Source organism: Evansella sp. AB-rgal1 (assembly GCF_041820985.1).
GTDB lineage: Bacteria > Bacillota > Bacilli > Bacillales > Salisediminibacteriaceae > Evansella.
Map to the genome: position 1 here is coordinate 14197 of NZ_JBGUAU010000007.1, position 26457 is coordinate 40653.

Sequence of the window (26457 nt, forward strand, 5' to 3'; positions counted from 1 at the left end):
TTTGTAACTTTCTCGTTACTCTGATTCCTCGTAACGAAAGTAATCGAAATCCGCATGTTTCCTTTGACCACTTAAATCTTGTGCACAAATACCAACGAAGGTGCCTGTAAAACGAATATACTCTGCATCCTCGTCTGATAAATGACTGATATCTATTTCACTTCCTATTTCCATCCAATTCGTACCATCCAAGGAATAAGAAAGTTGTAGCCATTGTCGATCAATAATAGCCCTTAAATAACAAATACTATTGTCAGGTAACGGGATGTCTTCGTCTAATAATTCATCATAATATCCATATTTTGAAGTAATAATCCCTATACAATTACCTTTTTCTTCATGATACGTAACTCTCAAATAAACATAATCTTCTGTATCATAATAGACAATTAAACCTGCCATTTGCTGAAAGTTTTCAGGACTATAATCAATGGAAGTTTCTACTTCAACATGGAAGCATTCTAACCGCCTTGCTACTAAACTCTGATAATGAGTAGAGCTCATAGACTCCTGCCCTTTTATACGAAGATAGCCAGGCCGTTCTGTTAGAGAAACCCATTCTTCCTGAAAAGGTCTTCGTAACGAATTCCAGTGCTTATTAAATGTTTGTGTATTAAAATGATCCACATTTGTAGTTGGTGGAAATGAAACCTGTTTCATATTTGGTGCGGGGACAGATACTCTTGGTTCAGTTCCACCTTCTATCCTTAACCAACCATCTTCTGTCCAATAACACTTTTGAATCGCAGTTTCTCGTCCTAAAATACACTTATCCTCTTTAACTGGACGAGCACATAAGTGAGCAATATACCATTCCCCAGTCTGTGTTTCTACTAAACTGCCATGTCCTGCCTTTTGCAAAACATTTCCCGGCCTTGAGATTAGTATAGGATTACTAGGGTCTACCTCATAAGGACCATCAATAGACTTGGAACGAGCAACGGTTATGGCATGATCGTAACCAGTGCCCCCTTCCGCTGTCATTAAATAATAATACCCGTTTTTCTTATATAAATGAGGTGCTTCTGTTAATCCCAAATGTGTACCTTTAAAGATATTTTTAATGGGCCCAACTAATCTTTTTTCTTCCATAGAAAACTGCTGTAGGGCAATCCCAGCAAAGGAATTGTTCCCAATACGATGATCCCAAATCATGTTCACAAGCCACTTCGTTCCGTCATCTTCGTGAAAAAGGGATGGGTCAAAACCACTACTATTCAAATAAATTGGTTCAGACCACGGGCCTTCTATACACTGTGCTACAACAACATAATTATGTGTATCTTTAAAAGCCCCTTTTCTACTTTTTACATCCGTAAACACTAAATAGTATAATCCATTATCATACGTAAGGCATGGCGCCCACACGCCACCTGAATTCATGTTTCCTATCATATTAAGCTGAGATTGACGGGTTAAAGGATATGTAAGTAGTTCCCAATGCACCAAATCATTTGAATGATGTATTTGAACTCCTGGAAACCACTCAAATGTGGAAGTTGCAATATAATAGTCTTCTCCCACCCTCAATATGGAAGGATCAGGATGATACCCAGGTAATACAGGATTTCGAATGCTTTTCATAGAAACACCCCTTCTATAAATGTCTTGACAATGGAACTCAGCAAAACAAAGTTATTCCCTTACCTTCGTAGACCTCCATGCAAGCGAAAATTTGCAGAAAAGCCGTTGAAATTATTTAACTAGTTTCTTGCACAACTTCTGATCGTTCTTGCCGCACAAGCGACTTCCGTTGCCAAACTTTGCTTCGCCAACGAAAATGCATTAATATCGCTCTTACCCATTCGTCGATAATTAACGCAGTCCATATACCAAATAAACCATACCCTAAGTGAACCCCTAAATAATATGCAAGAGGAACGCTAATTCCCCACATAGATAGAATCCCCATCATAACAGGAAATTTCGCATCACCGGAAGCTCTTAATGCACTAATAATAACAAGATTTGAAGTTCTTCCTGGTTCTAAAATAAGACCGAAGATTAATAAAGTCGCCCCAACTGTGATAATATCTATTTCACTTGTAAAAAACGTAATCAAATATTCTCCTGAAAAAGCTAATATGACCGCAACACTCATCGCGACACCCAACGCCCATTTTAACCCACGATACATGTTTCGATATGCTTCTTCTAGTCTACCTGCTCCAACAAGTTGCCCTATATAAATCTGCATTCCTTTGGACATTGCCATTGAAAAAATAACCATCAGCATCATGAGATTTTGAGTATATACTTTTGTTGCTAATGCACTAGCTCCTAAAAGGGTAATAAATACAGTAATTACAATTTGACTGGTATTATAAGAAAGGTGTTCACCCGCAGATGGTATACCAATCTTCATTATTTTCTTTACATAGTCCATCTGAAGGTACAAGTAATCCTTTACCTTAATGCGTACTTCCACTCGTCGATATAAAATAAAGAACATAGCAACCATCGCCAACGCCCTTGCTACCGCAGTAGAAATAGCAACACCTGTAACACCTAGTTGAGGTACACCGAGAGCACCAAATATAAATAAATAGTTTCCAAGAATATTAATAACATTCATACCTATAGCAACATACATAACATCCTTCGTATACCCCTTTGCTTCCATTACGGAAAACAATGTGAGTACCATTGATTGTGTAAATAAAGTTCCACCTACAATGATCATATATATGTCTGCATACGCATAAAGCTCCGGAGACAAATTAAAAATGGATAAAAATTGATGTCGAAATAGCACGACGATAACGCTTACAATAAATCCAAATAGTAGATTGATTACTAGTGCATTGGCAATCGTCTTTGACACATCTTTTCCTTTTCCCGCTCCGGTAAACTGAGCAACAACTACCCCAGACCCCATCGCAGTAAAATTAAATAAGACGAAAGTAAACATCATGATTTGATTAACCACACCAATAGCCGCTACCGCTTCGTCCGATACAAAGCTCAACATAAATACATCAGTAAACTTCATGAAAGCCTGTAAAAATACTTCAATAAAGATAGGCCATGTTATAGCAAATAACGAAAGTTTGCTAATAGAGTGATTATTGATCGACATGTCCTCCACCCATCATTTTTCTAGAATTTATATGAAAGAGAGGCTTACAATCGCAAGCCCCATATTGATTAAACACCTGAATATGCCATAAATCCGCCATCTACTGGTACTGAGATACCAGTAACAAACCCAGATAAATTCTCATCAGCTAACCATAGTAATGTTCCTAAAAGATCATCAGTTGATCCGAATCGCTTCATCGGAGTATGTCCAATTACTTTTTCTGCTCTAGGTGTTAGTGATCCATCTTCATTTGTAAGTAACCTTCTATTTTGTTCTGTTAAGAAAAATCCTGGTGCAATTGCGTTTACTCGAATCCCTACCGGTGCCATGTGTACTGCCAACCATTGTGTGAAGTTATCAATTCCTGCTTTCGCTGCTCCGTACGCAGGTACTTTTGTCATCGGGCTCGGAGCTGCCATAGAAGAAATATTAATGACAATCGCTCCTTCACGATTCATCATCTTTCTTGTAAAAATTTGACTAGGAATCACTGTTCCAATAATATTTAGATTAAAAACATGATTGAATCCTTCGAAAGTTAAATCGAAAAATGATTTCACCTCAGGATCGTCAATATCTTCTACATTCATTGTCTCGTTTGTTGTAGATCCATCAGGATGGTTCCCCCCTGCACCATTAATTAAAATATCGCAAGGACCAAATTCAGCAGAAACAACTTCTTCCGCCTTTTTTACACTTTCTACATTTACAACATCACAAGCTACTGCAATGGCTTGGCCACCCGCATCTCTAATTTCTTGAGCTACGACCTCGCCTTTTTCCGAGGTTCTGTTGAGGATGGCCACTTTTACTCCGTGTCTAGCTAATTCTTTCCCCATGGCACTACATAACACACCACCGCCACCAGTGATAACTGCGACTTTTCCTTTTAGATTTTCATTTAACGTGATCATGCTTTATTCCCACTTTCTTTTAATCTCGTTAATGTATCCCAAATACCCCACATGTACATTATTCCTAATCCTCTGTCATATAAGCCATATCCCGGGCGGCATTTCTCATCCCAAATGTGTCTTCCGTGATCAGGTCTCGCATACCCTGTGAATCCCATATCATGATACGCTTTCACGATTTCATAAATGTCCACTGTACCATCTTCACTTCGGTGAGAAGTTTCAATAAAGTCGCCATTCTCGTAAACCTTTACGTTACGAATATGTGCAAATGGAATTCTATCTGCAAACTCTCTAACCATTGCTGCAACATTGTTCTCAGGGTTTGCTCCTAGAGAACCACTGCATAATGTTACACCATTATAAGGGCTATCGACGAGCTTTAATAGCCTTCTTACATTATCTTGGCTTGTAATAATTCTCGGTAATCCAAAAATGGACCATGGTGGATCATCCGGATGAATAGCCATTTTAATATCATGCTTTGCTGCTACTGGAATGATTTCTTCTAAAAAGTACTTCAAGTTATCCCATAGATCTTCTTCTGATACATCTTTATATGCGTTAAAAAGATCAGTTAATTTTTCTAGTCTTTCTGGCTCCCAACCTGGCATTGTAAAATCAGGGTTCGTCGAGATAGATTTAACAAGTTCCATAGGATCCATATCATCTACAATTGCTTTTTCGTAAAATAAAGCAGTAGAACCATCTTCTAACTCTTTAAAAAGATTTGTTCTTGTCCAATCAAAAACTGGCATAAAATTATAGCAAATTACTTTCACTCCAACTTCACCGAGTTTTTCAATAGTACGTTTATAATTCTCTATATACTCATCTCTTGTTGGGAGTCCTAGCTTAATATCTTCATGAATATTTACACTTTCTACTACATCAATGTTTAGAGCATGTTTTTCAGCTTGTGTTTTTACTTCTAGGATTTTCTCCATCGGCCATTCTTCACCAGCAGCCATGTCATGCAGTGACCAAACAATTCCTTCTACACCAGGTATGTGCTTAATATGGTTCAAGCTAACTGTATCATTGCCCTCACCAAACCATCTAAAAGTCATTTTCAATGCTATTCACCTCAAATTAAGTATGTTTTATTACATCCAATTAATAGACACCCAAATGAAAAACAATTTTAGAAATAGAAAAACTTGGCAAATCACCAAGTTTTTCTGAGTTTGGCAAAAGCCTGTTTACTTTTTATTTGTTTATCAGATGATGTTTACACTAATGAATGTTCCCATTCATTTTAATATATCTTTCTATTATGGTCATCAGGAATTCCAGATTTCCGATAATAATACGTATTTATAATGTCTCTCCACTCTTTTGAGTGCTCGGCTTGATGCTCAAGTCGTTCTAAAATGCCCTTGAATCTACCTTCATCAATCTTCCCTTCGAGTGCTAACCATTGTTGTTTTAACCCTTCCGCTTGATCTGCACCTTCAAAGTGAGTATCGTAAATATGTTGAATCACTGTTTTTCCGGATTTCAATACATGTGTATACGGTACGTGATGGAAGAATAATAATAACTCGTCTGGACACGTTTCTAAAGACTCATACATTTCAGTATTTTCCTTGAAGTATTGCCCAGTATATCCTGTACCAGTGGCAATCGTTCTATCTACACCCATTCCTTTGCAATCGGAAAAATGGTAGGTTCCCCATACAGAGTACTCATATCCATCTACATTTGGTCCGTAATGATGTTCCGGATTTATCATCCAACCGACACCTAATGGAGAGGTATAGTTTTCATAAATTCCCCAAGAATGGAGTAGCATGTCTGTTACTTCATTTACAACCTCTGGATCTATTCCAAAAGTCAATTTTACCCACTCATCTGTAATTTCATCTGAAGATAAGTCTGGATTCCATGTTAACCGACCATATCCGTATAAATTTGCTTGTGCTAATGTATGACCAGTCCAATTTTCATCATTTCCAATATTCGATACTGCTGTTATTCCACAGTGCGTATATGAGAAATGACTTCCATCCACAATAGATTTTACAGGAGTTCCTTCTCCATTTGCATACGTATCAAAATCTAATATTTCTTTCCACTGTGGAATTAAATAACATACATGACGTTGTTGCCCTGTATATTCTTGAGCCACTTGGAATTCAAGTACTTGATTCGTCTTTGGCATTGACCCAAATAATGGAGAGACTCCTTCACGAACTTGGAAGTCCATAGGACCATTCTTAATTTGAAGAACAACATTTTCATGGAACTGACCATCTAATGGTTTAAAGTGATCATATGCCGCGCGTGCTCTATCAGTAGAGCGATCACGCCAATCCTGCATGCAGTTATAAACGAAACATCTCCAAAGTACAATTCCACCAAACGGCTTCACAGCTTCTGCAAGCATGTTTGCTCCATCCGCATGTGTTCGATTGTAAGTAAATGGACCTGGACGGTGCTCTGAATCTGCTTTTACTAAAACTCCACCGAAATCAGGTATATAGCTATATATTTCCTTCGCTTTTTCTTTCCACCACTCACGAACATCCTCATCTAGAGGATCTGCTGTATTGAGTCCACCTAGTTGAATTGGACTAGCATAATTTATACTCAAAAACGTTTTTATACCATACGCACGGAAAATATCCGCCACTTTCACTACATCTGGAAGAAATTCAGGAGTAATAAGCTTCGACTCTACTTCATGAACATTTACATTGTTAAAGGCAATTGCATTTAGTCCTGCAGAAGAAAGCATTCTCGCATAATCTCTTATTCTATCCCAGTCTCTAACGAAGTGATTATCTTCAAAGAAGATAGATTTTCCAGCATACCCTCGTTCCACGCTGCCATCCATATTATCCCATTCATTTATCATTCGTAATTGATTTTTAGGATTTTCAATCACATCTATATTATTCAAACTTTGTTGAGTTTGGATTAGTCTAAGTAAATGGAAAGCTCCATATAAAACACCTTTATCTGTTTTCCCATATATAAGTATGCTTTTTTTATCGTTAATCGTTTTTAACAAGTAACCTTCCTCATGTAACTGTTCCTTTACATCTCCAATATAATCTTGAACGAATTCATCTTTCGACTCTGTTGCCAAAATGATAGACGAATCACCTTCTATTACAGTGGAAAGTTCAAGTGTAATGCCAAACATAGAAGAGATACCCTTCTGTAATTCTTGTTTTGCGGAATGTATCAGTAACGTTTCTTCAGCTAATACAATTTGCTTTAGAAACGGAGTGTAGTCTGCTAGTAATGTAGAATCTGTTATTCTACTATATTGTAGCCAAGCTTCATAACCATTCGCCATTGTAAATCCTCCAATCCAAAGAAAAGCGTAAGGCGCCAAATGAAAATTTAGGCGCCAACGGCTTATTTTTTATACTACTTAAAGTCTACAATTTTCCAAAAAGAATCTTTCGCATGTTGGTTAGCATCAAATACAAACGGCCAATTCTTTCTACCTCTTACAGGAAAGTCATTTAGCCAAGTATAACTATCACTCACACCCCAAAATGTAACACTCGTTATTACTTCTTTATATTCTCTAAATATCTTAAAAAACTCTTCGTAACGTTGAGCTTGTAGCTCTGCTATTTGCGCGGTTGGTTTTACAAGATCTGTTCGCTTATCTTCCCAAGAAAATGCAGAAACATCCATTTCCGTAATTTGAATTTGCATCCCTAGTGATGCGTATCGTTCAATCGCTTCACGTATGTTATCTAAGCTTGGTTCAGCGATATTCCAATGAGCTTGAAGACCAACACCGTGAATTGGCACGCCTTTTTCTACTAGAGATTTCACTAAACGATAGATTTTTTCACGCTTACCAGGAAATGATTCATTATAATCGTTATAGAACAATGCTGCACTTGGATCAACCTTGTGAGCGTATTCAAATGCCTTGTCAATAAAGTCTTCACCAACTAATTCTAACCATTTTGATTGTCTTAAAAATACTTTTTCCTCATCTGCAATTGCTTCATTTACTACATCCCAGCTATAAATCTGACCTTTATAACGTCCAGCAACTGTAGAGATATGATTTTCCATTCTAGCTAAGATTTTTTCTCGACTAGCGACTGAACCATCACTATTGGCGAACATCCACTCTGGAGTTTGATTGTGCCACACAAGTGTATGCCCTCGGAATCTCATATTATTTTGTTTTGCAAAACCGATCATCTTATCTGCCACATCGAAAGTGAAAACACCTTCCTTTGGCTGTAGATTTTCGGGCTTCATTTCGTTTTCAGCAGTTAAGCTATTGAAGTGTTTCTTTAATAAGTTCTTCTCAGTATCTATTGTTCTAGCATTTATTGCTGCACCAATTGGAAAATAATCTTTATATACCGATTGGAGAGATGGAATATCTTTTATATTCTGTTCCATTTTTTTGAACCTCCAATTACTTTTGTTCCACTAACCAAAGAATACTTGTTACCCCTCGTGGATAATATTTACTTCCGCTGATTTCACCCGAGATTATTTGGTCACTCCAACTCCACACAGATAAGGTAGGATGTGTTAACCATTCAACATGTGCTGCATCTGCTTTTGCACCTTTTTCATCCCAAGGTAAATCTAGAATATGTCTAGCGATAAATTGAGATAGATAGATTTTACTAAGCCATGAATTATTACTAGTAGATGAAATTTTCCACCCACCATTAGGGAATAAGCAAGTACCTTCCTCTAATACAACTTCTAGGTGTTTCTCTAACACTTGTATATATTCTCCGAATCTACCGTTTCTATCTAATGCGTCTTCACAGTTGGTGAAACAGGGGAATACTAACCCTTCTATAGCAGGGATAATTTTTGAATCATTACCTTCCCCAATTACTGCTGGAATATAGCCATCTTCTGTCACATTACTCACGATGGTATTAACAGCTTTTTCTGCTTGTTCACCAGCTACTTTAGAAAGATCATTTAATCCTTGCTCTGCAAAGATTTTTTCTAGTGCTACATATGCTGCCCAACATTTACCAGCTAAGTAAATATTATTGCGGGCTTGACCTAATGAAACATCTAAACTATCATACGTTGTTATTTCTGCTCCACCCATTGTACGAGTACTATCAAGACTCATTATTCCATTTCGCTTTTCAGGGTCTGGGTTATCACGGTTTAACATACTATCTAAGCAGCGTTCAAAAACAGGTAAATTCTCCTTCAGCCATTTTTGATCACCAGTCTGCTCAACATAGACAGAAGCACATAATAGCCAGTTTACTAATTGCTCTTGTGTCATATGGGAGAAACAACCGTCAATGCCATAAAGCTCATAAGACGAAAAGTTCTGTCTTGAGAATGTATTTGCTACACCCATATCATGTGTAAAACTTATTCCACCAGGATACTCTGTATCTTCTCCTGGGAAACGAACATGGTCTTCATAACTATATCTATCTACAAAGAGGTCTAACTCATTTTTTACAGTCCAAGGGTTCATCTTCAGTTCAAAGAATAATTGATCCACAGTAAGATCAAACGTATTCATCATTCGGTATTCCCCTTCATTAACAATCCATAGAGGTTTCCCTTCCGATTCTAGAAACTGTGTGCATCCATAATAACTTCGAATAGCATGAGCCATCATAAATTTTTGATCATTGGAGAGACTGCTATCTTCTACTAATTTATTCGACTCAAGAGCCCTTTCAACTAATAGATCAAAATTATCGGCTGTATATTCAGCTACAGCTTCCATATTCTTAAAGTATTTTGTATACCAATAGGATGTTTCAAGACCAGCTGTTGCAACTCCACCACGATAGAAGGAAATGATAAATTGGTATGTTCTTTTTTCACCAGCCGGAGTATCCATGATAAGTGCTCCAACTTTTCCAAGTCCGAATGTCCAATTCTCCTCTAAGTTATTTACTAGTACGTCTTCCAAGCTAAAGTGTAATGCTGATTTTACATTTTCCGTTTTTGAAACAATGGAAGTTAACGTTCCTTGACCTACGCCAGGATACTTTAACGTGTCGTCCATTCTACGCATCGAAGTATATGGATCCGTTCCCTCGTAACCAAAAAATGCTCGTCTTGTTTCTGTTCCTTTTCTGTTATCAACTGTCAATTCTGCAATAACAGCAGGAACAGTTGCTAGTTTTAATTCCTCATCTGAAGCTATCTCAGGATCAGGAACTGAATGAGCAGGGGAATAAATAGTAAATGAAAGGTTCCCTGCTTTCCACGTATCTGTTCCAACATGGAAATCTCGTGATATTTTCTCTTTTTCAAACGGGAAAAAGATTTGGGGCTTATTTGGGTTCGGATCTGGATTTTCGATATCATAACGACTTGCTTCACTTTCAGCATCTACATGAAAAGGGAGAGTTTCAAACTTTCCCTTCTCATTCGATTCTAACCCTATAAATATATTTTGCTTAGGAGAGCGCCCTAGCTCTAGGTCTAAACCTCCACCATTTCCAGGAAATCCCAGAGTAAAGCTAGAGAACGCCCCAATCGGTGAATGATGTGCATTGAAAAATATATTTTTTGGTGTAGCCATGCAATAATACAGTCCCTTCGTATCTTTGGAATAAATAAACTATTGTACGATACAAATTTAATGTGATATACTTTGCAGGTGTAAATCTATAGTTTGTTAGGTTGATGACTAATCGATCGGTATTATCCTTTTACCCCACCTAGTGTTAAACCTTTTACAAAGTATTTTTGTAAGAATGGATATACACAGATAATCGGTACACTTACGATGATCGTCATAGCTGCACGAACTGCTTGTGGTGTAACTGTTTCAATTGCTCCACTTTGGGAAGCTGCTAAAGCACTTGCTGCAGACCCACCAGATACTGCTGCATTCGAGTTTTGTAAGATTTTCATTAATTCGTACTGTAGTGTACTTAGTTCAGGTCTTGATGAGTTATAAAGGAATACGTCAAACCATTGATTCCATTGACCTACAGCTACGAAAAGGGATACTGTAGCGATTACAGGTAAACATAAAGGTAAAGCTATTTTGAAAAACTGAGTAAATTCTCCTGCACCGTCAATTCTTGCAGATTCAAAGATTGTTTCTGGTAAACCTTCAATAAAGGAACGAACTACGATTAAGTTAAATACTCCAATTAAACCTGGAATAATGTAAATCCAGAATGTACCGATTAAAGAAAGCTCTCTCATTAATAAGTACGTTGGGATTAAACCACCGTTTAAATACATAGTTAATACGAATGCAATTGTTACAAATTTCTTTAATACAAAGTCTTTACGGCTGATCGTATAAGCAACCATTGCCGTACAGAATACAGAAACTGCTGTACCGATAACCGTTCTTAATACAGAAATCATACCAGCGTGTAACAATTGTGATTCACCAAAAACGTGTTGATAGTTATAAAATGTAAACTCTCTAGGAAATAGATAGATTCCACCACGCACTGTATCAGTAGCTTCGTTAAAGGATACTGCCAATGTGTTCACCATCGGATATAACATGACAATACATAGGAAAATCATAAAAATAACATTTAGTGTATCGAAAATGAGGTCATCAACACCTCTACGTTTTCCTGCTAATTTGGATAAAAAACTGTTCATGATGCCCCTCCTCTAGAATAGTCTCGCTTCACCCATTCTCTTAGCAATATGGTTTGCTGAGAAAAGGAAGATAAAGCTCACTACTGTTTTGAATATTCCTGCCGCTGTCGCTAAGGAGAAATTCCCCATATTAATACCATATCGTAAAACGAATATATCTAAGTTTTCCGCAAAGTCCATGTTCATTGGATTCATTAATAGGTATTGCGCTTCAAATCCAGACTCAAGAATATAACCTAAGTTCATAATTAATAGAATAATAATTACTGGTTTCATTCCTGGTAATGTAATATACCAGATACGTTGTAAACGTGAAGCTCCATCAATTTCTGCTGCTTCGTATTGCTCTGTATCTATCATCGTGATAGCAGCCAAGTAAATAATTGTATTCCATCCAACGTTTTTCCAAACATCAGCTGCACCGATAATTCCCCAGAAATACTCTCCTACACCTAACCACATAATATTGTTTTTAATAATTCCTAGGTTGTTTAAGATGATATTGATAATTCCACTTTCTACAGATAATACTGCTGATACAAGTCCTGCAGCAACTACCCAAGATAAGAAGTGAGGCATGTAACTGATCGTTTGAACAACCCGCTTAAATGCTAGATTACGTAATTCATTTAATAGAATAGCTAACCCTATAGCAGTTACAAAGCCTAAAACTAGGTTTATTAAACTCATAGCTAGTGTATTTCGTAATACTTCGAAAAACCTTGGATCTGTAAATAAGAAGATAAAGTGCTTGAATCCAGCCCATTCTTGTTCTAATAGAGGACGTGCGGGTCTAAAATCTTGGAATGCCATTGCCCAACCAGCTAATGGTACATATCTGAAAATAAATAACCAAATTAAAAATGGAACACTCATTAAAAGTAATGCTTTTTGTTCGCCGCATTTTTTAATAAAATACTTTATTCCTTTAGGTCTTTTCGTAGCACCTTGAGGACTTGGCATCATTGGTGTTGGTGTTTGTTGTAATGACACTTTGGTCTCCCTCCCTATTGTAAACCTAATAAGTGAAAAGGGGAGCTTTGACAACTCCCATATTCGGTTGTCCAAGCCCCTTTCCCTAAAAAATTACCATTCGCCTCTTACACGTGCTTGCACTACATCTGTAAAGAAGTTTTCATAAGCTTCAACATCAAGTTTTCTGTAAGCTTCTACAAAGTCATTCCACTCTTTTTCGAAATTAGCTGGTTCAGCTAATACGATACGAGCATAGTGTCTTCTTGTTAACTCATTAGCTCGTTCTTCAAAAATTGCATGAGGTGAACCTTGCTCAATGTTCGCACTCCATGCAGGATACCAAGGACGCTCTTGTGGATCAGCGAATAATTCTGCAAATGTGCTAATTCCGTATGCATCTAAATACTCTCTATCTGCGTCTCTGTATGTTGCAAGTGCAACTTCTGGTTGTCTACGTGGCTCTACTGCGTTTCCATTTTCAAATGAACCGTTAAGACGTGGCCAGTTCCACTCGAATGTTGTCATACCAAACTCTTCTCTAAATTGTTGATTTTGAACCAATTCAATTTGCTCTTCTGTTTGGAAGTAACGACCATCTTCGTCAACAGTATAGTGTTCGCCTTCTAGACCCCACATGATCTTCTTTTGTTGCTCTTCTTGAATAATGTGATCGAAGAACTGGATGATACGCTCAGGGTTTTCTGCATTAACTGTGATACCTACTCCACGATTACTTGTGAATGAAGGTGGATCTAAATATTGATCTTGCTCAACACCATCAAATACGATTGGTAAAGCCATGAATTCACGATCAGGGTTACCAGCATCTCTTAAGGCATTACGTGCATTACCAAACTGCCAACCGTAGTCAAAGAATCCAAGAACACGGCCTGAAGATAATTTTGCTAAATACTCATCATAGTTCATAACAAACATTTCTTGGTCTAATAAACCATCTGCATTTAAGTCATTTAGTGATTTTAACCATTCTTTTGTATATTCTGAATCTGCATAAACAGTAGCTTCATGTGTTTCCATATCGATCATTACGCCACCATCGTTAGGATAACCCGCTAAGTGGTTTGGCGCGTTAGAGAATGCAAAGAATCTCCAGTCATACGTTAAACCTGTGAAAGGAATTGTTCTCATTCCATCAATTTCAGGATTTTCTGCTGCATAACGTGTAATGATTTCTAAATACTCATCTAGAGTGTTGATTTCTGGGAAACCATACTCTTTTAAGATTCCACGTTGAATCCAAAATGCACCTTGGTCAATATTTGGATTGGGTTGGAACTCATTAACTGTTGCACCAAAAGGAATGTAATAAATATTACCATCATCTTGAGTGAACATGTGTAGATATTCATCATATGCCGCTAATATATTTTGTCCATGCTCTTCAAGTAAGTCATTTAAAGGAATCAATGCTTTTGCATCTAGTAGTGTGTCAATTGTATCGTCTGGAACGATAACGTCTGGATAATCACCGCTTGCTACCATTACACCAATTCTTTGGTTAATGTCACCAACTAGATGCTCCATTCTAAAGTTAACTCCAGTTGCTTCTTCAAACATTGCTCCTAACGTTGTTTCGTTCGTATTAACATCTCTTCCTGCTGTAGCAGCATTAAAGAAGTGATAAGTTACAACTTCAGGTGTTTCACCTGAATCATTTGTGTTGGATGAATTATTTCCTGTAGATGAGTCATTATTTGAACAAGCCGCAAGGACTAAACTCAACGACAACCCTAGTAAAACGATACTCCTTTTAAACATTTGACTACCCCTTTCAAATCGTTGTTTTTTTATTTTTTTGCAATCACTTATGAAAGCACTTTCATTATATCGCGAAGAAAGCGTCATCATTACCCACTAAACTATAGCTTTCACTTTGAAAAATAAAGATATGCAATCAATAAATTCATTACAGTTCGACATAATGCTTTTTTAATCAACAAAAATAGAGAGTATCCCAAAGGATTACTCTCTATTTTTCATCAATTCTTATAATTTTTCCCTGATGGGAGCTTTATTTGGACTATCGTTCCTTCTCCCGGGGAACTATCAATAGTAAATTGAAAGTCCTCTTTAAAATATAGTTTTAATCGATAATACACATTCTTAATTCCTACACTTTCTCCCATACTCTCTTCTTTAAGAAGGCTCTCCATTAATCTTTCTCTCTTTTCTTTAGACATACCTGCACCATTATCACGAATAGTATATACGACATGATCATTTTCTAAATGTATCTTTAAATGTATCTTTCCATTCTCTTTAACTGGTTCAATTCCGTGTATACTCGCGTTTTCAACAAACGGTAAAAATGCCATATTTGGTATGATAAAATTATTTACATTAGTATCTACTTCAAGCTCATATTCTAATTTATCTCCGAAACGATACTTTTGAATTTCAAGGAAACATATAATTAAATTCATTTCTTCTTGGACTGTAACCCACTCTTTGCCCCACGTTAAGGAGTTCCTGAATATCTTGGCCATATTTTGAATAATTTTCGCAGTTTCTTTCTCCCCTTTTATTACACTTCGCATCCTGATAGTTTCTAAGGCGTTAAATAAAAAATGGGGATTTATTTGACTTTGTAATGCACTTAACTGAGCTTGTTTTTCTTTTAATTCTAGGTCTTTTTTTTCAATATTAGCTATATACACTTCATTAATTAGTTTATTAATAGTTCGAGACATCTTATTAAACTCCGAAGTTAGTTCTCCAATTTCATCTTTATCTCCACTAGAAGGAATCGTTTCAAAATTTTGCTTTTTCATTTTTCTCATATGTTTCAGTACCCTTAAGATACGAGTATGGATGGATCTTGAAATTAAAATAATTATAATTGTTGGAAGTAAAAAATTGATGCTAGCTAAGACAATGATAAATTTCCCCGACTGGTATAATTCTTCTAGTATTTCTCTTTCGGAAATAGTTCCCACTATCTTCCAACCATCAAAATATGTTTTCGGCAGAAGTCGATCCTCTAAAACAATTGTGTCTTCTTTGAATTCTAAAGATTGGTAACTAATATTATTTCTTCGCCAATCAATAGAAGAATCTGTGGAGTACTCTATGTTTCCTTCCGCATTTAATAAATACACATTTCCTTGAAAAGTGACATTATTAAAGCTTTGTCTTATATTATGGGGATTTATATCTATTTTAATAATTTTTCTAGTTTCATTTTTACTTCTAAAAAAATCTAATTCGCGAATTAAACTAAACATTTCACTTTCTACGTGTGGATTTGTTCTTAATACAATTGGGTTGTTAGTGTTAGACAGCATCTGATACCATTCGGTTTCTTCCGTTTCTTCCGTAATTCTTTGTACCCCGCCAGCATATAAGATATTTGGATTTGTTGTATAAAACGAAATGGACATAATGGAATAAAATAACGGACTAAAACGATTCAACTCTCTGAGATAGTAATCATATGCTTCTATATAATCTATTGGAGTTTCGTAATCCGTTTCAAAAAACTCATATAGTCTGTAATCTGTATAGAATCCAGTAGATATTCCTATCGCTTGTTCTATCACCGAAACAAAGTCATTTGTTATTTGATCTAGTACTAACTCCACATCCTCCATTTTTTGATTTTTAATATCTGTGGAAGTTACGTGATAAAAAACAATATTAGTAAAAACAATAGGTAGGAACACACATAGAATATACAAAATTAACAGCTTATTCCTTAACTTTATATTGTTAAATTTCAAATTAGAAGGTAGCATGTGAATTATCCTTCTCTGTTTATTTTTAGAAAAGTAAATGCTTGTACTTATTGGCTACTTAGGATGTGTACTTAAGTGACCTGTAACTTATAGTGATATTCGTAACAGTGACTAGTATCCGAGAACATCATTTTTTTAATAGTTTGTTCCTATATTCTGTTGGGGTCATTTTATTTATTTTTTCAAATTGGGTAACAAAGTAATCTGTACTTCCAAATCCTACTTTTTCGGCCACTTCATAAACGCGCATGTCTGTTTGTCGTAGGAGTTTCTTCGCTTCATCTACCCTTAAATTTAATAAATACTCTTTAAAGTAAATATCAAAGGTCCTTTTAAATAACTGGCCCATATATACAGGATTCATATAGAATTTGGTCGCAATACTCTTTAAGCTAATGTTCATATGGAAATTATTGTCTACATACGTTTTTACCTTGTGAATATCACCTTTCATATTCTCTTTGCGTAATTCTTGAATCACAACAGAACCTTCCAAAACAAAATTACTAAATAATCTCTTTAGATCATGATAAGTTAAATTATGCTTTTCCCAATTTGTCATTGGTACTAAGGAGGTGATTTTCTTTTCATCACCATCCATACTGTTAATTATTTGAATGATCCTAAATACACAACGATTAATGGAAGTTTTTATTGCTGATGGAGAAAAGTTCTTCAATTGAAACTCATGAAAAATATGATCAATTTCTTCTTCTATTTCATTAACTTTGTTTTCTTCTACTTTTTCTAAAAGAGATAAGTAAATTTTATTATCCAACTCATTATAGGTTACTTCCAAATCTTTTACCTGTTCATAAAGTATTACCTTTTTATCACGTATTATATATTTATAATTTCGAATATTGCTCGCAGTATCGAAAGAGCTTTTTAGTAATAATAAGTTATCTACTCTATCACCAACAAATATAGTAATAGGTTTATTTACACTTTGAGCTATTTCTCTATTCAATTTATTTAAAAGGGTCTCGATTTCTCCGTTATATTTTCTTATCTGGTCAGAAGAAAGTAACAAGCCTACAGCATTATCATGGTGAATATACAACGCTAATTGATTTGACTCATTTCCTAATCTCGTCATAGCATCTTTAATTACATCATCCTCTATAGAAATTCTTTCATTTGGTGATAAATTATTAATTTCTATGATCACATAATAAAAGTGGTCACTTTTATCGATATGTAAAGATTTAGCCCAATCTGCAACGTCCTTTTCCGTTAATCCACCCTCTAGCAATTGAACAAAATTGCTCTCAGATATTTGTTTTTGTCTACTGGCTTTAATAACCACTTGTTTTTCGAGCTCCTCAGCAAGCTTCTTTAATGTGGTTTCTAATTCTTCTTCATCAACAGGTTTCAATACAAAATCAAACACTCCATACCTAACAGCCTTTTGAGCATAAGAGAAATCGTTATAACCACTAATGATCACAAACTTAGGTTTCACTTCTAAGGTTTGATTTACATTTTGTATTAATTCTAGTCCATCAACAACAGGCATTCGAATATCTGTGATGACTACATCAGGATGTAGTGATTCTATTATTTCAAAAGCATCTTCCCCATTCGCAGCTTCCGAAATAACCTCGAATCCACACTTTTCCCATTCAATCAAACTCCTTAAACCTTGACGAGCAAACATTTCATCATCAACCAAAAGAACTTTGAACATACGATCACTCCTCTTTAGAGGTATTAATATAAATATATCATTACAACATCATACGGATTAGAAAGCAATCCCATCATATTGAAAGGGACTCAAAAAATTGAGTCCCTTGAAATCATAGTAACATATGAATAAGAGATCGTCACTTTCCGACAAATACGGAAACAAGGTCTCTGTTTTTATTAAGATATTTATAGAGTTCCCTATCAGTACTGGTTTGTATACTTTACATTTATTTTTTTCTCACATTATTTTGATCATTACGTCTCCTTCAGTTTTTGTTGCTTCCTATCAATTCTATTGAATGACATATGTCCACACCACATAATAACAAACCCAATTAGACTTGGTCCAAAAAACGGAATTAGTCCAGGTACATTATGAAATAGATTGAAAAGTAAGAAGAAAGAAATAAATAAAGTAATAACTGATAAAGGATTTACTAATGCAACGATAAGAGCTGTTTTTATATACTGAAATAGCTTCAGTTCAAGGTGAACATAGGCTGGAATAACAAATAATAACGTTATACTATAAACAAACAGTGCTACATACCATCCAAGCGCTACTACAGTATGAGTTAACCCAGTAACAGTACCTAAATACATGTAGTTGAAATACAAGATGTATGCACCTACTGCAAACACAACTCCTAGGGCATTAATTTTTAAGAATTCATTTTTATAAGTTATAACGAATGTTTTAAAGATAGGAACATCTTCACTCTGTAACCATTTCCTCATAATTGTGAGCATTGCTACAGTAGCTGGTAAAAAACCAAACAGAACTAGTCCGACCAATGTAAAACCGAGCCAAAGTAAGTTTACGTATGCCAATTTCCATATCCATTCACATGTTCGATAAAATCCGGAAGACATCCAACCTACTTGCATAGTATCACCCTTTTCCCTGCGAGATATAGAATAAAAATCTAAAGTAATTCCTCAAGTATTTTCACTGCTAGTTCTTTTTGATTACTTGTTTTCGTTACTACACCAATTAATGGTGTTGGTAACTGAATCCCTATGTCCTGAATTATTTTAGAGTCATTATCAAAAGGTATAGCATACAAATGTGGTTCACCAGTATCCTCATCATTCATTATAAACTGTTCAAATGTTGAATCTGATAATAAAGTTCTAAACGAATCTAAAGGATGTAACCCATAAGGATCTAGTAAAATATTTTTTAATGAATCATCCACAATAAAAATATCGACTTCTTTTAAAACTATTTCGATGGTCAACTTATCATGGGAAATTGGAAATAATTGAACACTAATTTCTAGATCTTCCTTATCATATCCAAGCTCTGAAACAATAGAAGAAATATAAGGATCGAAATTTTCTTGAGTCCTCAGTGGAACATCAGAGATAAACATTATTCTTAACGTATTGTCATTTTTCAATTCATTTGAATCACATGCAGCTAGATATATCGTTGTCAGCATTACTATTAGTAGTATTAGAAAAAAACGGTTTTTTATCATGTTATGGTGACCTCTTTTCCTTCGACTTAATACCAACTGGCACACTTTTTTGAAAGCGCTTAATTTTATTGATATAGAAATAATAACGCCTCTTAATAGTACAGGAAACAATTATTAAAAAACAGGGAGTAAACTTTAGATACTCCTTAAATAATCTTAGAAGTTTCAATTCTTCAACTTAGGAATATTATGAATACCTTTACTTTTTTATGGACAATCTATATTTTCAATCATTTCTGTCTATTTCAGAGTTTGATATACTGTCAGCATGAAATGGGGGATACTCATGAAAAAAATAATCGTAACGAAACAAACGGAAGTACCCTTCAATAAAAACTGGAAGCATTGTATTGGTACAGGTAGGCTTGGTTTAGCTCTACAAAAGGAATATATAGATCATTTAAAAGTGATACAAGAATCCATTAGTTTTGATTATATTAGAGGGCACGGTTTACTCCACGACGATATAGGAATTTATAGAGAACTTACGTTAGAAGATGGAACAAAGCGACCATTTTACAATTTCACGTATATCGATAGGATTTTTGATACGTTTCTGGAATTAGGTATTCGTCCATTTATCGAGTTTGGTTTTATGCCGAAACTTTTAGCTTCAGATAACCAAACCATCTTTGCTTGGCAAGGAAATGTTACTCCACCTAATGATTACGATAAATGGTATGACCTTATTCAAGCTATTGTTTCTCATTTTATAGATCGTTATGGATTAGAAGAAGTATTAAAATGGCCATTTGAGGTTTGGAACGAACCAAATTTAACAAATTTTTGGAAAGACGCTGACAAGAAAGAATATTTTAAGCTATACAAAATAACTGCAATTGCGGTAAAAGACGTTCATCCAGAGTTGCAAGTTGGTGGACCAGCTATCTGCGGTGGGTCAGACGAATGGATAACTGACTTTTTAGCTTTTTGTAAAAATGAAAGCGCTCCCGTTGATTTTGTATCTCGTCACGCTTATTCTACAGCGAAACCTCATAAGGTGACACCTGAGTATTATTATCAAGAATTGTTTGATAACAACTTTATGTTAGAGGAATTTAAGACAGTACGAGCAATGATTAAAGCATCACCATTTCCAGACTTACCTTTTCACATAACGGAATATAACACTTCTTACAGTCCTATTAATCCAGTTCACGATACAACACTAAATGCTGCTTATTTAGCAAGAATTCTTAGTGAAGCTGGCGATTATGTAGATTCCTTCTCCTATTGGACATTCAGTGATGTTTTTGAAGAAGCAGACGTTCCCAAATCACAGTTTCACGGGGGATTTGGTCTTATTGCGTTAAACGGTATTCCGAAACCAACGTTTCATTTATTCTCGTTTTTCAACCAATTAGGTGATGAAATGCTTTATCGAGATGAAAACATCTTGATAACAAGAAAAATAGATGGATCCATTGCCTTAGTTGCTTGGAATTTAGTAATGGAAAAGGGAGATCATTTCACATCTCAATTACAATTGGAGCTTCCTCCTTGTTTTCAACAAGTTTTTATAAAACATCAGTCCATTAGCGAAGAGTATGCAAACCCATGGAAAGTATGGAAACAAATGGGGAGGCCAAGATTTCCAAGTAAAAAACAGGTTGAAACACTTAAGAATGTAGCAAACCCACATATCCATACAGAAAGAAAAGAATGCAAGGATAAACTAACATTAAACTTTACACTTTCAAAAAATGAGGTTCGTTTAATTGAAATATCACCCATTCATGAGGAAACGCAAACCTATATAGATTTAGACGACAGTTTAATACCTTCCTACTCAAAAGAGTGGAGTTAATATAATTTACGAAGGACTTTATTAATCACCCTTAAAACAGCACGACAGCAAAAACGCGTATACATTTTCAAAGATCCAAACAAAAACATTAGTTATACTAGATAGTTTGGTTACGTCTGGTATGAATATTTCAGGGTAGACTTCCATGAAAGTGAACATTTTCACCATGGCGGATGAAAATACGTTATGAGTATAGTTAGTACTCTTCACTTTATATGGAATGAGCGTAAGTCCACGAACTCCAGTGGGAAGTAGAGTAGAGGCGAGACACCGTAGCGACGTAGTCGTGGAGGGGGCTCGGCAACTCCCCACAGGAATGGAGTGGACAAAAGCGAATGGAATACCAACCATCAAAGTTAGTATCACTAGATAATTTGATACACGTATTTTCAGGGTAGACAATAAATTAAAAACTAGGAGGAAGATTATGCTTAAAACAAATGAAGGAGCTTTTTTTACTGGTACGTATCGTAATCTATTTAAGGAATATGGTTATTCTAACGAAGAAATCAATACAAGAGTTGAAGACACTTGGAACGAATTATTTGGTGAAAATGAAGAAACTAAAATTTATTTCGAAGTTGGCAATGACCTTGGATATATGATGGATACTGGAAATACAGATGTTCGGACAGAAGGCATGTCCTACGGTATGATGATGGCAGTTCAGCTAGATAAAAAGGATGTGTTTGACCGTCTTTGGAATTGGACAATGAAATATATGTATATGACAGAAGGAGAAAATACTGGTTATTTCGCATGGTCATGTGCAACAGATGGTACTAAAAATTCATATGGACCAGCACCAGACGGAGAAGAGTATTTTGCATTAGCACTGTTGTTTGCATCTCACCGTTGGGGAGATAGTGTTGAAGAACCTTTTAACTATAGTACACAAGCAAAGGAATTATTAAAAATAGTCATCCATAAAGGAGAAGATGGTGTTGGGTACCCTATGTGGAACCCAGAAAATAAGCTTATTAAGTTTATACCTAATTGTGAGTATTCTGATCCATCCTACCATTTACCTCATTTTTATGAGTTGTTTAGTTTGTGGTCTTATCCAGAGGATCAAGCATTTTGGAAGGAAGCTGCCGCTGCAAGTAGAGAGTACTTGAAAATTGCTTGTCACCCTGAAACTGGTTTAGCACCAGAATATGCTCATTATGATGGCACACCTAATGATGAGAGAGGTTTCGGGCACTTTTTTAGTGACTCTTATCGTGTTGCTGCTAATATTGGTCTTGATTATGAGTGGTTCCGAGGAAATGAATGGGAAATTGAAAATGCAAATAAGATACAAGCTTTCTTTGCTGACAAGGATCCTGAAGATTACCGTAGATATACGATTGCTGGTGAACCATTTGAAGAAAAATCACTTCATCCAGTTGGATTACTAGCTACTAATGCAATGGCCTCTCTTGCTGCAAATGGCCCATTCTCAGAATCTACCGTAATTCAATTTTGGAATACTCCAGTACGTACAGGTGTAAGACGTTATTACGATAACTGCCTCTACCTATTTGCTTTGTTGGCACTAAGTGGTAAGTTCAAGATATGGATGCCTAAATAAATAAGAAAGGGTTTCAAAAGTTCCTAGGAACTTTTGAAACCCTTTCTTATTATAAACTATTAATATACTCTACTATTTCCTTTGCTAATTCCTCGGAAAATCCTCCAGAAATGATGATACTTCCTGTAGTAATAACATCGCTTACTACTGGAGATGCGAGTAATTCATCACCGTAATAAATATGAATGGTTTTATGTTTATTTGCACTTGTTATTTCTTCTAGTTTTGACCCATCCTTAAACTCTACTTCAATTGCAAGCGTTCTAATCCCTTGTTCGAATGTCGTTTTTGCTGATTCTGGAACGAAATCTGTTTCTGTGGCAAGTGTATTTCCATCAGCGTCCTTTAAAACTATTTCTTTGTTTCCACCACCAGGGTCGTTTGTACTGACATCATTGTGAGAACATGCTAGTAATACGAAAGGTAATATCATGATAATGATGTAAAAACTAAGTTTCTTCATTTTATCTCTCCCCTTCTCGCTTGCTTGTAAGCGCTTTAATTACGTTGGTTAAATTTTACTTCTGCCCGAATGAAAAGTCACTATAAATACTTTATATGTTACTGTGTGAATTAAAGATATTATTCTCTGTTGATTTTACGTTCATGACACATCAATGAATACCGTGCCTTTCAGAAAGGTTTTTGCTCCTAAAGGTTATGAATAGACAAAATCACCCCAAGCATAATGTCATTCCCTCAAAGTTTAATCAATTGTTTATCCTATAGAAAAAGCTAGGGGAGACCCTAGCTTTTAGAATATCAGTGGTTGTATATACCACATAAAAATGGTTACTAATAATATCGCACAAATAAGTAACGTTATATTGGCTTGTGACTTCTTTTTTGCAATCGACAGTGATCTGTATCGGAACAGCATAACACCTAAAATAGTTACTCCTAAAAGGAAGTGAATAATAGAACGCTCCTCTTCAAAGAAGAAAAGTCGTAATACAAATATCCAAAAAATAAGAAAAATTATCATCGTTACTCTATTTTGATACATGTTATCGATTCCTTTCATAAAAGCATTACAGGTTTTATTGTATCTAATATCTTGTTTTACCAATACCTATAAATTATATGCTTTCATTTAATATATTTACATGATTGGCCCCGATACCATTTCCATTGACAGTCACCTTCTATGACTGAAGGATTTATCAGTAAGTAGCATCTTATAGAACGCTCTTCCTAAATGAATGGTTTTAATTAATAATATTAAACTGCTTCCATTCGTTAGGTAGTAAACGCTGGTACTTCTCCGTTAAAAAGCGGTCATCTATAAGCAGTAACCTTCCCTTATCCGTTTCTGTACGAATGAGTCGACCAGCAGCTTGAAGTACCTTGCTTATACCTGGGTACACATATGCATAATCAAACCCGTTTTTCCCCAATGATCGGAAGTACTCCTTCAACATATCTTGTTCTGAATTCAGTTGTGGAAGACCTACACCAACGATTATGACACCAGTTAATCTATCTCCCTTTAAATCGATACCTTCAGAAAAGATTCCTCCTAAAACAGCAAAACCAATCAATGCTTTCTTATTATCCTCTTGAAAGAGGTGTAAAAATTCCTCTCTATTTTCCTCATCCATTATATTCTCTTGAATGATTGATTTTACACTTGGGTACTTTATAGTAAATTTATCATAAACTGCGTTCATATATTGATAAGAAGGGAAGAATATTAGAAAATTCCCTTTTGCTCTTGATAGATCTTCATAAATCAAATCAATTATTTTCTCAAAAGTGGCATCCCGGTCTTTATAACGTGTTGACAAGTTTGCGATAGAGAGATCCACATTATTTGGATCAAACGGGGAAGACAATGCCAATGTATAGTCCTCACTACTCCCTCCTAGCATTTCTAAATAATAGTTTCCAGGGATAAGTGTAGCAGAGAAAAAAAGAGTACCACGGTAATTCTTAGTATTCTCCTTAAGCAACTTCCCAGGATGAAGACAAACCAGCTTTATTTTTACATCATTTTGGTTTTGTTCCATATAAGTAATAAAGCTATCGTCGTATATATTTGCAATCTTCAAATACATATTTGCTTCAAAATAAACGTCTAGTAGCTCTTGAAAACCTTTCTCTTGTTGATTACGGGGAATCCATTCATCACAAATATCAACAAATCCCTGTAATAACTCTGATAACTCGCCAATCATCTCTTTTCTAGTTGTATACTGCTCTATAATTTCTTCCTTTTTTAGCTTTAATAACAATTCATTTATTTGACTAGCGGAAGAAGAAATTTCTTTTACTGTCGTGGAAAACAATCGTTTCATATTCAAGAAGCTAGACTTATGAATGGAAGCAGAATACATGGAACGTGCTCGTTCCACTAAATTATGTGCCTCGTCCACTAGCAACACATAAGAATTTTTATTATCCATCGATAACCTTTTTAAGGCTACTCGTGGATCAAAAACGTAATTATAATCACATATAATACTGTCGGATAGTAATGCGATATCCAATGAAAATTCAAATGGGCAAACGGTATGCTTCTTTGCATACCTTTCAATTGTCACTCTATTGAACGAATCTTCCTTCTCCAATATATCTAAAATAGCTCCATTAATTCGATCATAATATCCATTGGCAAACTCACAATAATCCTTTTGGCATATTGTTTCATCTTTAAAACACACTTTATCCTTTGCTGTGATAGTGCATACCTTCATTCGCAGTCCTTTTTCTCTTAATAGAGAGAATGTCTCTTCTGCAACAGTTCGAGTAATGGTCTTCGCCGTAACGTAAATAAGCTTTCGAACAATCCCCTCTCCCATTGCTTTCACACTTGGAAAAATTGTAGATATTGTTTTTCCAATTCCGGTAGGTGCTTTCACAAACAGTTTTTTATCTTCTACAATCGTTTTATACGTAGCCACCGCTAAGTCGCGCTGTCCTTTACGATATCTTGAGAAAGGAAATGCTAGTTGCTTTATGGATTCTATTTTCTTTTTTTCAAAATCGAGTCGAAGGGAAGCATATTTACTATACTCATCAATTAATTCATAGGTGAATTTTTCTAATTCAGAAAAAGTGTACGTTCTTTTAGAAGCCTTCATTTTCTCACTATGAACATCTGCATATGTTACCTGAACATGAATTTCTGGCAGTTCTTCCTTCCTAGCATACATATACCCATAAAGCTTCGCTTGACCCCAGTGGTACTTATTCGCCTCCTCATCAATATGATCCACACCTGTTTGTGAAGACTTTATTTCATCAATTGTTACCCCATCATCAAAAAGAATCCCATCACAGCGCCCTTCTAAAACATACTCGATATCTTCGTACTCCACCGAACATGTTAAGTGTACTTCCTTTAAATCCCCTTCTTTATATAGTTTTTGTAATCGTTGATGTGTCTTCACTCCGTCAATTAATACGCTATTTCTTCTAGGTAAAGCAGTATCGATACTACCACTGCTGTATACGTATTCTACTAAAGATCGAACCGACACATGAATGTCACTAGTCATTTTCTCACCTATTCATTAGATAATAGCTTCATTTTAGCACATATGTTCTATATTAAGTATAAAAATGCTATACGTTGATTGTTATTTGCCTTTTTTGTCTACA

The 26457-nt window shown here is 35.5% G+C and carries 19 protein-coding genes; 2 read left to right on the plus strand and 17 right to left on the minus strand.

The annotated features are described in order from the left end of the window. Positions 1-15: 15 nt before the first annotated feature. The 14 genes from ACERII_RS07185 to ACERII_RS07250 all read right to left on the minus strand — a co-directional run bounded on the left by ACERII_RS07185 (position 16) and on the right by ACERII_RS07250 (position 19474). Positions 16-1584 (minus strand): glycoside hydrolase family 43 protein, encoded by a 1569-nt coding sequence (locus ACERII_RS07185; RefSeq protein WP_373641154.1) that lies wholly within the window; start codon positions 1582-1584, stop codon positions 16-18. A gap of 115 nt (positions 1585-1699) precedes the next feature. Further along, complete coding sequence (locus ACERII_RS07190; protein WP_373641155.1) at positions 1700-3079, minus strand: MATE family efflux transporter; 1380 nt, start codon at positions 3077-3079, stop codon at positions 1700-1702. A gap of 68 nt (positions 3080-3147) precedes the next feature. Further along, complete coding sequence (locus tag ACERII_RS07195; protein WP_373641157.1) at positions 3148-3996, minus strand: SDR family oxidoreductase; 849 nt, start codon at positions 3994-3996, stop codon at positions 3148-3150. Continuing rightward, a complete protein-coding gene (uxuA, locus tag ACERII_RS07200; RefSeq protein WP_373641159.1) occupies positions 3993-5072 on the minus strand; it encodes a mannonate dehydratase in 1080 nt (359 codons plus the stop codon). The genes ACERII_RS07195 and uxuA overlap by 4 nt, the downstream gene beginning before the upstream one ends. 182 nt (positions 5073-5254) lie before the next feature. Then, positions 5255-7303, minus strand: a complete 2049-nt coding sequence (locus ACERII_RS07205) for an alpha-glucuronidase family glycosyl hydrolase (RefSeq protein WP_373641160.1) — start codon at positions 7301-7303, stop codon at positions 5255-5257. 74 nt (positions 7304-7377) lie between these two features. Next, a complete protein-coding gene (locus tag ACERII_RS07210; RefSeq protein WP_373641162.1) occupies positions 7378-8385 on the minus strand; it encodes an endo-1,4-beta-xylanase in 1008 nt (335 codons plus the stop codon). A gap of 16 nt (positions 8386-8401) precedes the next feature. Further along, entirely contained in the window at positions 8402-10516 is a 2115-nt protein-coding gene (locus tag ACERII_RS07215) for a glycoside hydrolase family 52 protein (protein WP_373641163.1), read from the minus strand. A gap of 122 nt (positions 10517-10638) precedes the next feature. Next, positions 10639-11568: a carbohydrate ABC transporter permease gene (locus ACERII_RS07220; RefSeq protein ID WP_373641165.1), complete on the minus strand. Its 930-nt coding sequence runs from the start codon at positions 11566-11568 to the stop codon at positions 10639-10641. A gap of 12 nt (positions 11569-11580) precedes the next feature. Continuing rightward, positions 11581-12534: an ABC transporter permease gene (locus tag ACERII_RS07225; RefSeq protein WP_373641422.1), complete on the minus strand. Its 954-nt coding sequence runs from the start codon at positions 12532-12534 to the stop codon at positions 11581-11583. A 120-nt stretch (positions 12535-12654) separates the two neighbouring features. Continuing rightward, positions 12655-14322, minus strand: a complete 1668-nt coding sequence (locus tag ACERII_RS07230) for an ABC transporter substrate-binding protein (RefSeq protein WP_373641166.1) — start codon at positions 14320-14322, stop codon at positions 12655-12657. A gap of 221 nt (positions 14323-14543) precedes the next feature. Further along, on the minus strand, positions 14544-16298 hold the full coding sequence (locus tag ACERII_RS07235; RefSeq protein WP_373641167.1) for a sensor histidine kinase: 1755 nt from the start codon (positions 16296-16298) through the stop codon (positions 14544-14546). 127 nt (positions 16299-16425) lie between these two features. Continuing rightward, complete coding sequence (locus ACERII_RS07240) at positions 16426-17988, minus strand: response regulator (protein WP_373641169.1); 1563 nt, start codon at positions 17986-17988, stop codon at positions 16426-16428. 257 nt (positions 17989-18245) lie between these two features. Next, positions 18246-18878: a YesL family protein gene (locus ACERII_RS07245; RefSeq protein WP_373641170.1), complete on the minus strand. Its 633-nt coding sequence runs from the start codon at positions 18876-18878 to the stop codon at positions 18246-18248. Between the two features lie 38 nt (positions 18879-18916). Further along, a complete protein-coding gene (locus ACERII_RS07250; protein ID WP_373641172.1) occupies positions 18917-19474 on the minus strand; it encodes a hypothetical protein in 558 nt (185 codons plus the stop codon). Positions 19475-19760: 286 nt separating this feature from the next. On the opposite strand from ACERII_RS07250, the gene ACERII_RS07255 reads away from it, so the two are divergent. Both ACERII_RS07255 and ACERII_RS07260 read left to right on the plus strand, forming a co-directional pair. Then, a complete protein-coding gene (locus tag ACERII_RS07255) occupies positions 19761-21281 on the plus strand; it encodes a GH39 family glycosyl hydrolase (RefSeq protein WP_373641173.1) in 1521 nt (506 codons plus the stop codon). Between the two features lie 427 nt (positions 21282-21708). Continuing rightward, on the plus strand, positions 21709-22854 hold the full coding sequence (locus tag ACERII_RS07260) for a family 8 glycosyl hydrolase (RefSeq protein WP_373641174.1): 1146 nt from the start codon (positions 21709-21711) through the stop codon (positions 22852-22854). 49 nt (positions 22855-22903) lie between these two features. Here the strand turns inward: ACERII_RS07260 and ACERII_RS07265 are convergent, their stop codons facing one another. From ACERII_RS07265 to ACERII_RS07275, 3 genes are all read right to left on the minus strand, one after another. Further along, positions 22904-23317: a SecDF P1 head subdomain-containing protein gene (locus tag ACERII_RS07265; RefSeq protein ID WP_373641176.1), complete on the minus strand. Its 414-nt coding sequence runs from the start codon at positions 23315-23317 to the stop codon at positions 22904-22906. 291 nt (positions 23318-23608) lie between these two features. Next, positions 23609-23860 carry a hypothetical protein gene (locus ACERII_RS07270; protein WP_373641177.1) on the minus strand — a complete coding sequence of 84 codons (252 nt, stop codon included), beginning with the start codon at positions 23858-23860 and terminating at the stop codon, positions 23609-23611. Positions 23861-24062: 202 nt separating this feature from the next. Further along, complete coding sequence (locus ACERII_RS07275) at positions 24063-26354, minus strand: ATP-dependent DNA helicase (protein WP_373641179.1); 2292 nt, start codon at positions 26352-26354, stop codon at positions 24063-24065. Between the last annotated feature and the right edge of the window lie 103 nt (positions 26355-26457).

Coding starts and splice junctions, on each gene's coding strand:
- ACERII_RS07185 (WP_373641154.1), bottom strand. CDS start 1,584: ATGAAAAGCATTCGAAATCCTGTATTACCTGGGTATCATCCTGATCCT.
- ACERII_RS07190 (WP_373641155.1), bottom strand. CDS start 3,079: ATGTCGATCAATAATCACTCTATTAGCAAACTTTCGTTATTTGCTATA.
- ACERII_RS07195 (WP_373641157.1), bottom strand. CDS start 3,996: ATGATCACGTTAAATGAAAATCTAAAAGGAAAAGTCGCAGTTATCACT.
- ACERII_RS07205 (WP_373641160.1), bottom strand. CDS start 7,303: ATGGCGAATGGTTATGAAGCTTGGCTACAATATAGTAGAATAACAGAT.
- ACERII_RS07210 (WP_373641162.1), bottom strand. CDS start 8,385: ATGGAACAGAATATAAAAGATATTCCATCTCTCCAATCGGTATATAAA.
- ACERII_RS07215 (WP_373641163.1), bottom strand. CDS start 10,516: ATGGCTACACCAAAAAATATATTTTTCAATGCACATCATTCACCGATT.
- ACERII_RS07220 (WP_373641165.1), bottom strand. CDS start 11,568: ATGAACAGTTTTTTATCCAAATTAGCAGGAAAACGTAGAGGTGTTGAT.
- ACERII_RS07225 (WP_373641422.1), bottom strand. CDS start 12,534: ATGATGCCAAGTCCTCAAGGTGCTACGAAAAGACCTAAAGGAATAAAG.
- ACERII_RS07230 (WP_373641166.1), bottom strand. CDS start 14,322: ATGTTTAAAAGGAGTATCGTTTTACTAGGGTTGTCGTTGAGTTTAGTC.
- ACERII_RS07235 (WP_373641167.1), bottom strand. CDS start 16,298: ATGCTACCTTCTAATTTGAAATTTAACAATATAAAGTTAAGGAATAAG.
- ACERII_RS07240 (WP_373641169.1), bottom strand. CDS start 17,988: ATGTTCAAAGTTCTTTTGGTTGATGATGAAATGTTTGCTCGTCAAGGT.
- ACERII_RS07245 (WP_373641170.1), bottom strand. CDS start 18,878: ATGCAAGTAGGTTGGATGTCTTCCGGATTTTATCGAACATGTGAATGG.
- ACERII_RS07250 (WP_373641172.1), bottom strand. CDS start 19,474: ATGATAAAAAACCGTTTTTTTCTAATACTACTAATAGTAATGCTGACA.
- ACERII_RS07255 (WP_373641173.1), top strand. CDS start 19,761: ATGAAAAAAATAATCGTAACGAAACAAACGGAAGTACCCTTCAATAAA.
- ACERII_RS07260 (WP_373641174.1), top strand. CDS start 21,709: ATGCTTAAAACAAATGAAGGAGCTTTTTTTACTGGTACGTATCGTAAT.
- ACERII_RS07265 (WP_373641176.1), bottom strand. CDS start 23,317: ATGAAGAAACTTAGTTTTTACATCATTATCATGATATTACCTTTCGTA.
- ACERII_RS07270 (WP_373641177.1), bottom strand. CDS start 23,860: ATGTATCAAAATAGAGTAACGATGATAATTTTTCTTATTTTTTGGATA.
- ACERII_RS07275 (WP_373641179.1), bottom strand. CDS start 26,354: ATGACTAGTGACATTCATGTGTCGGTTCGATCTTTAGTAGAATACGTA.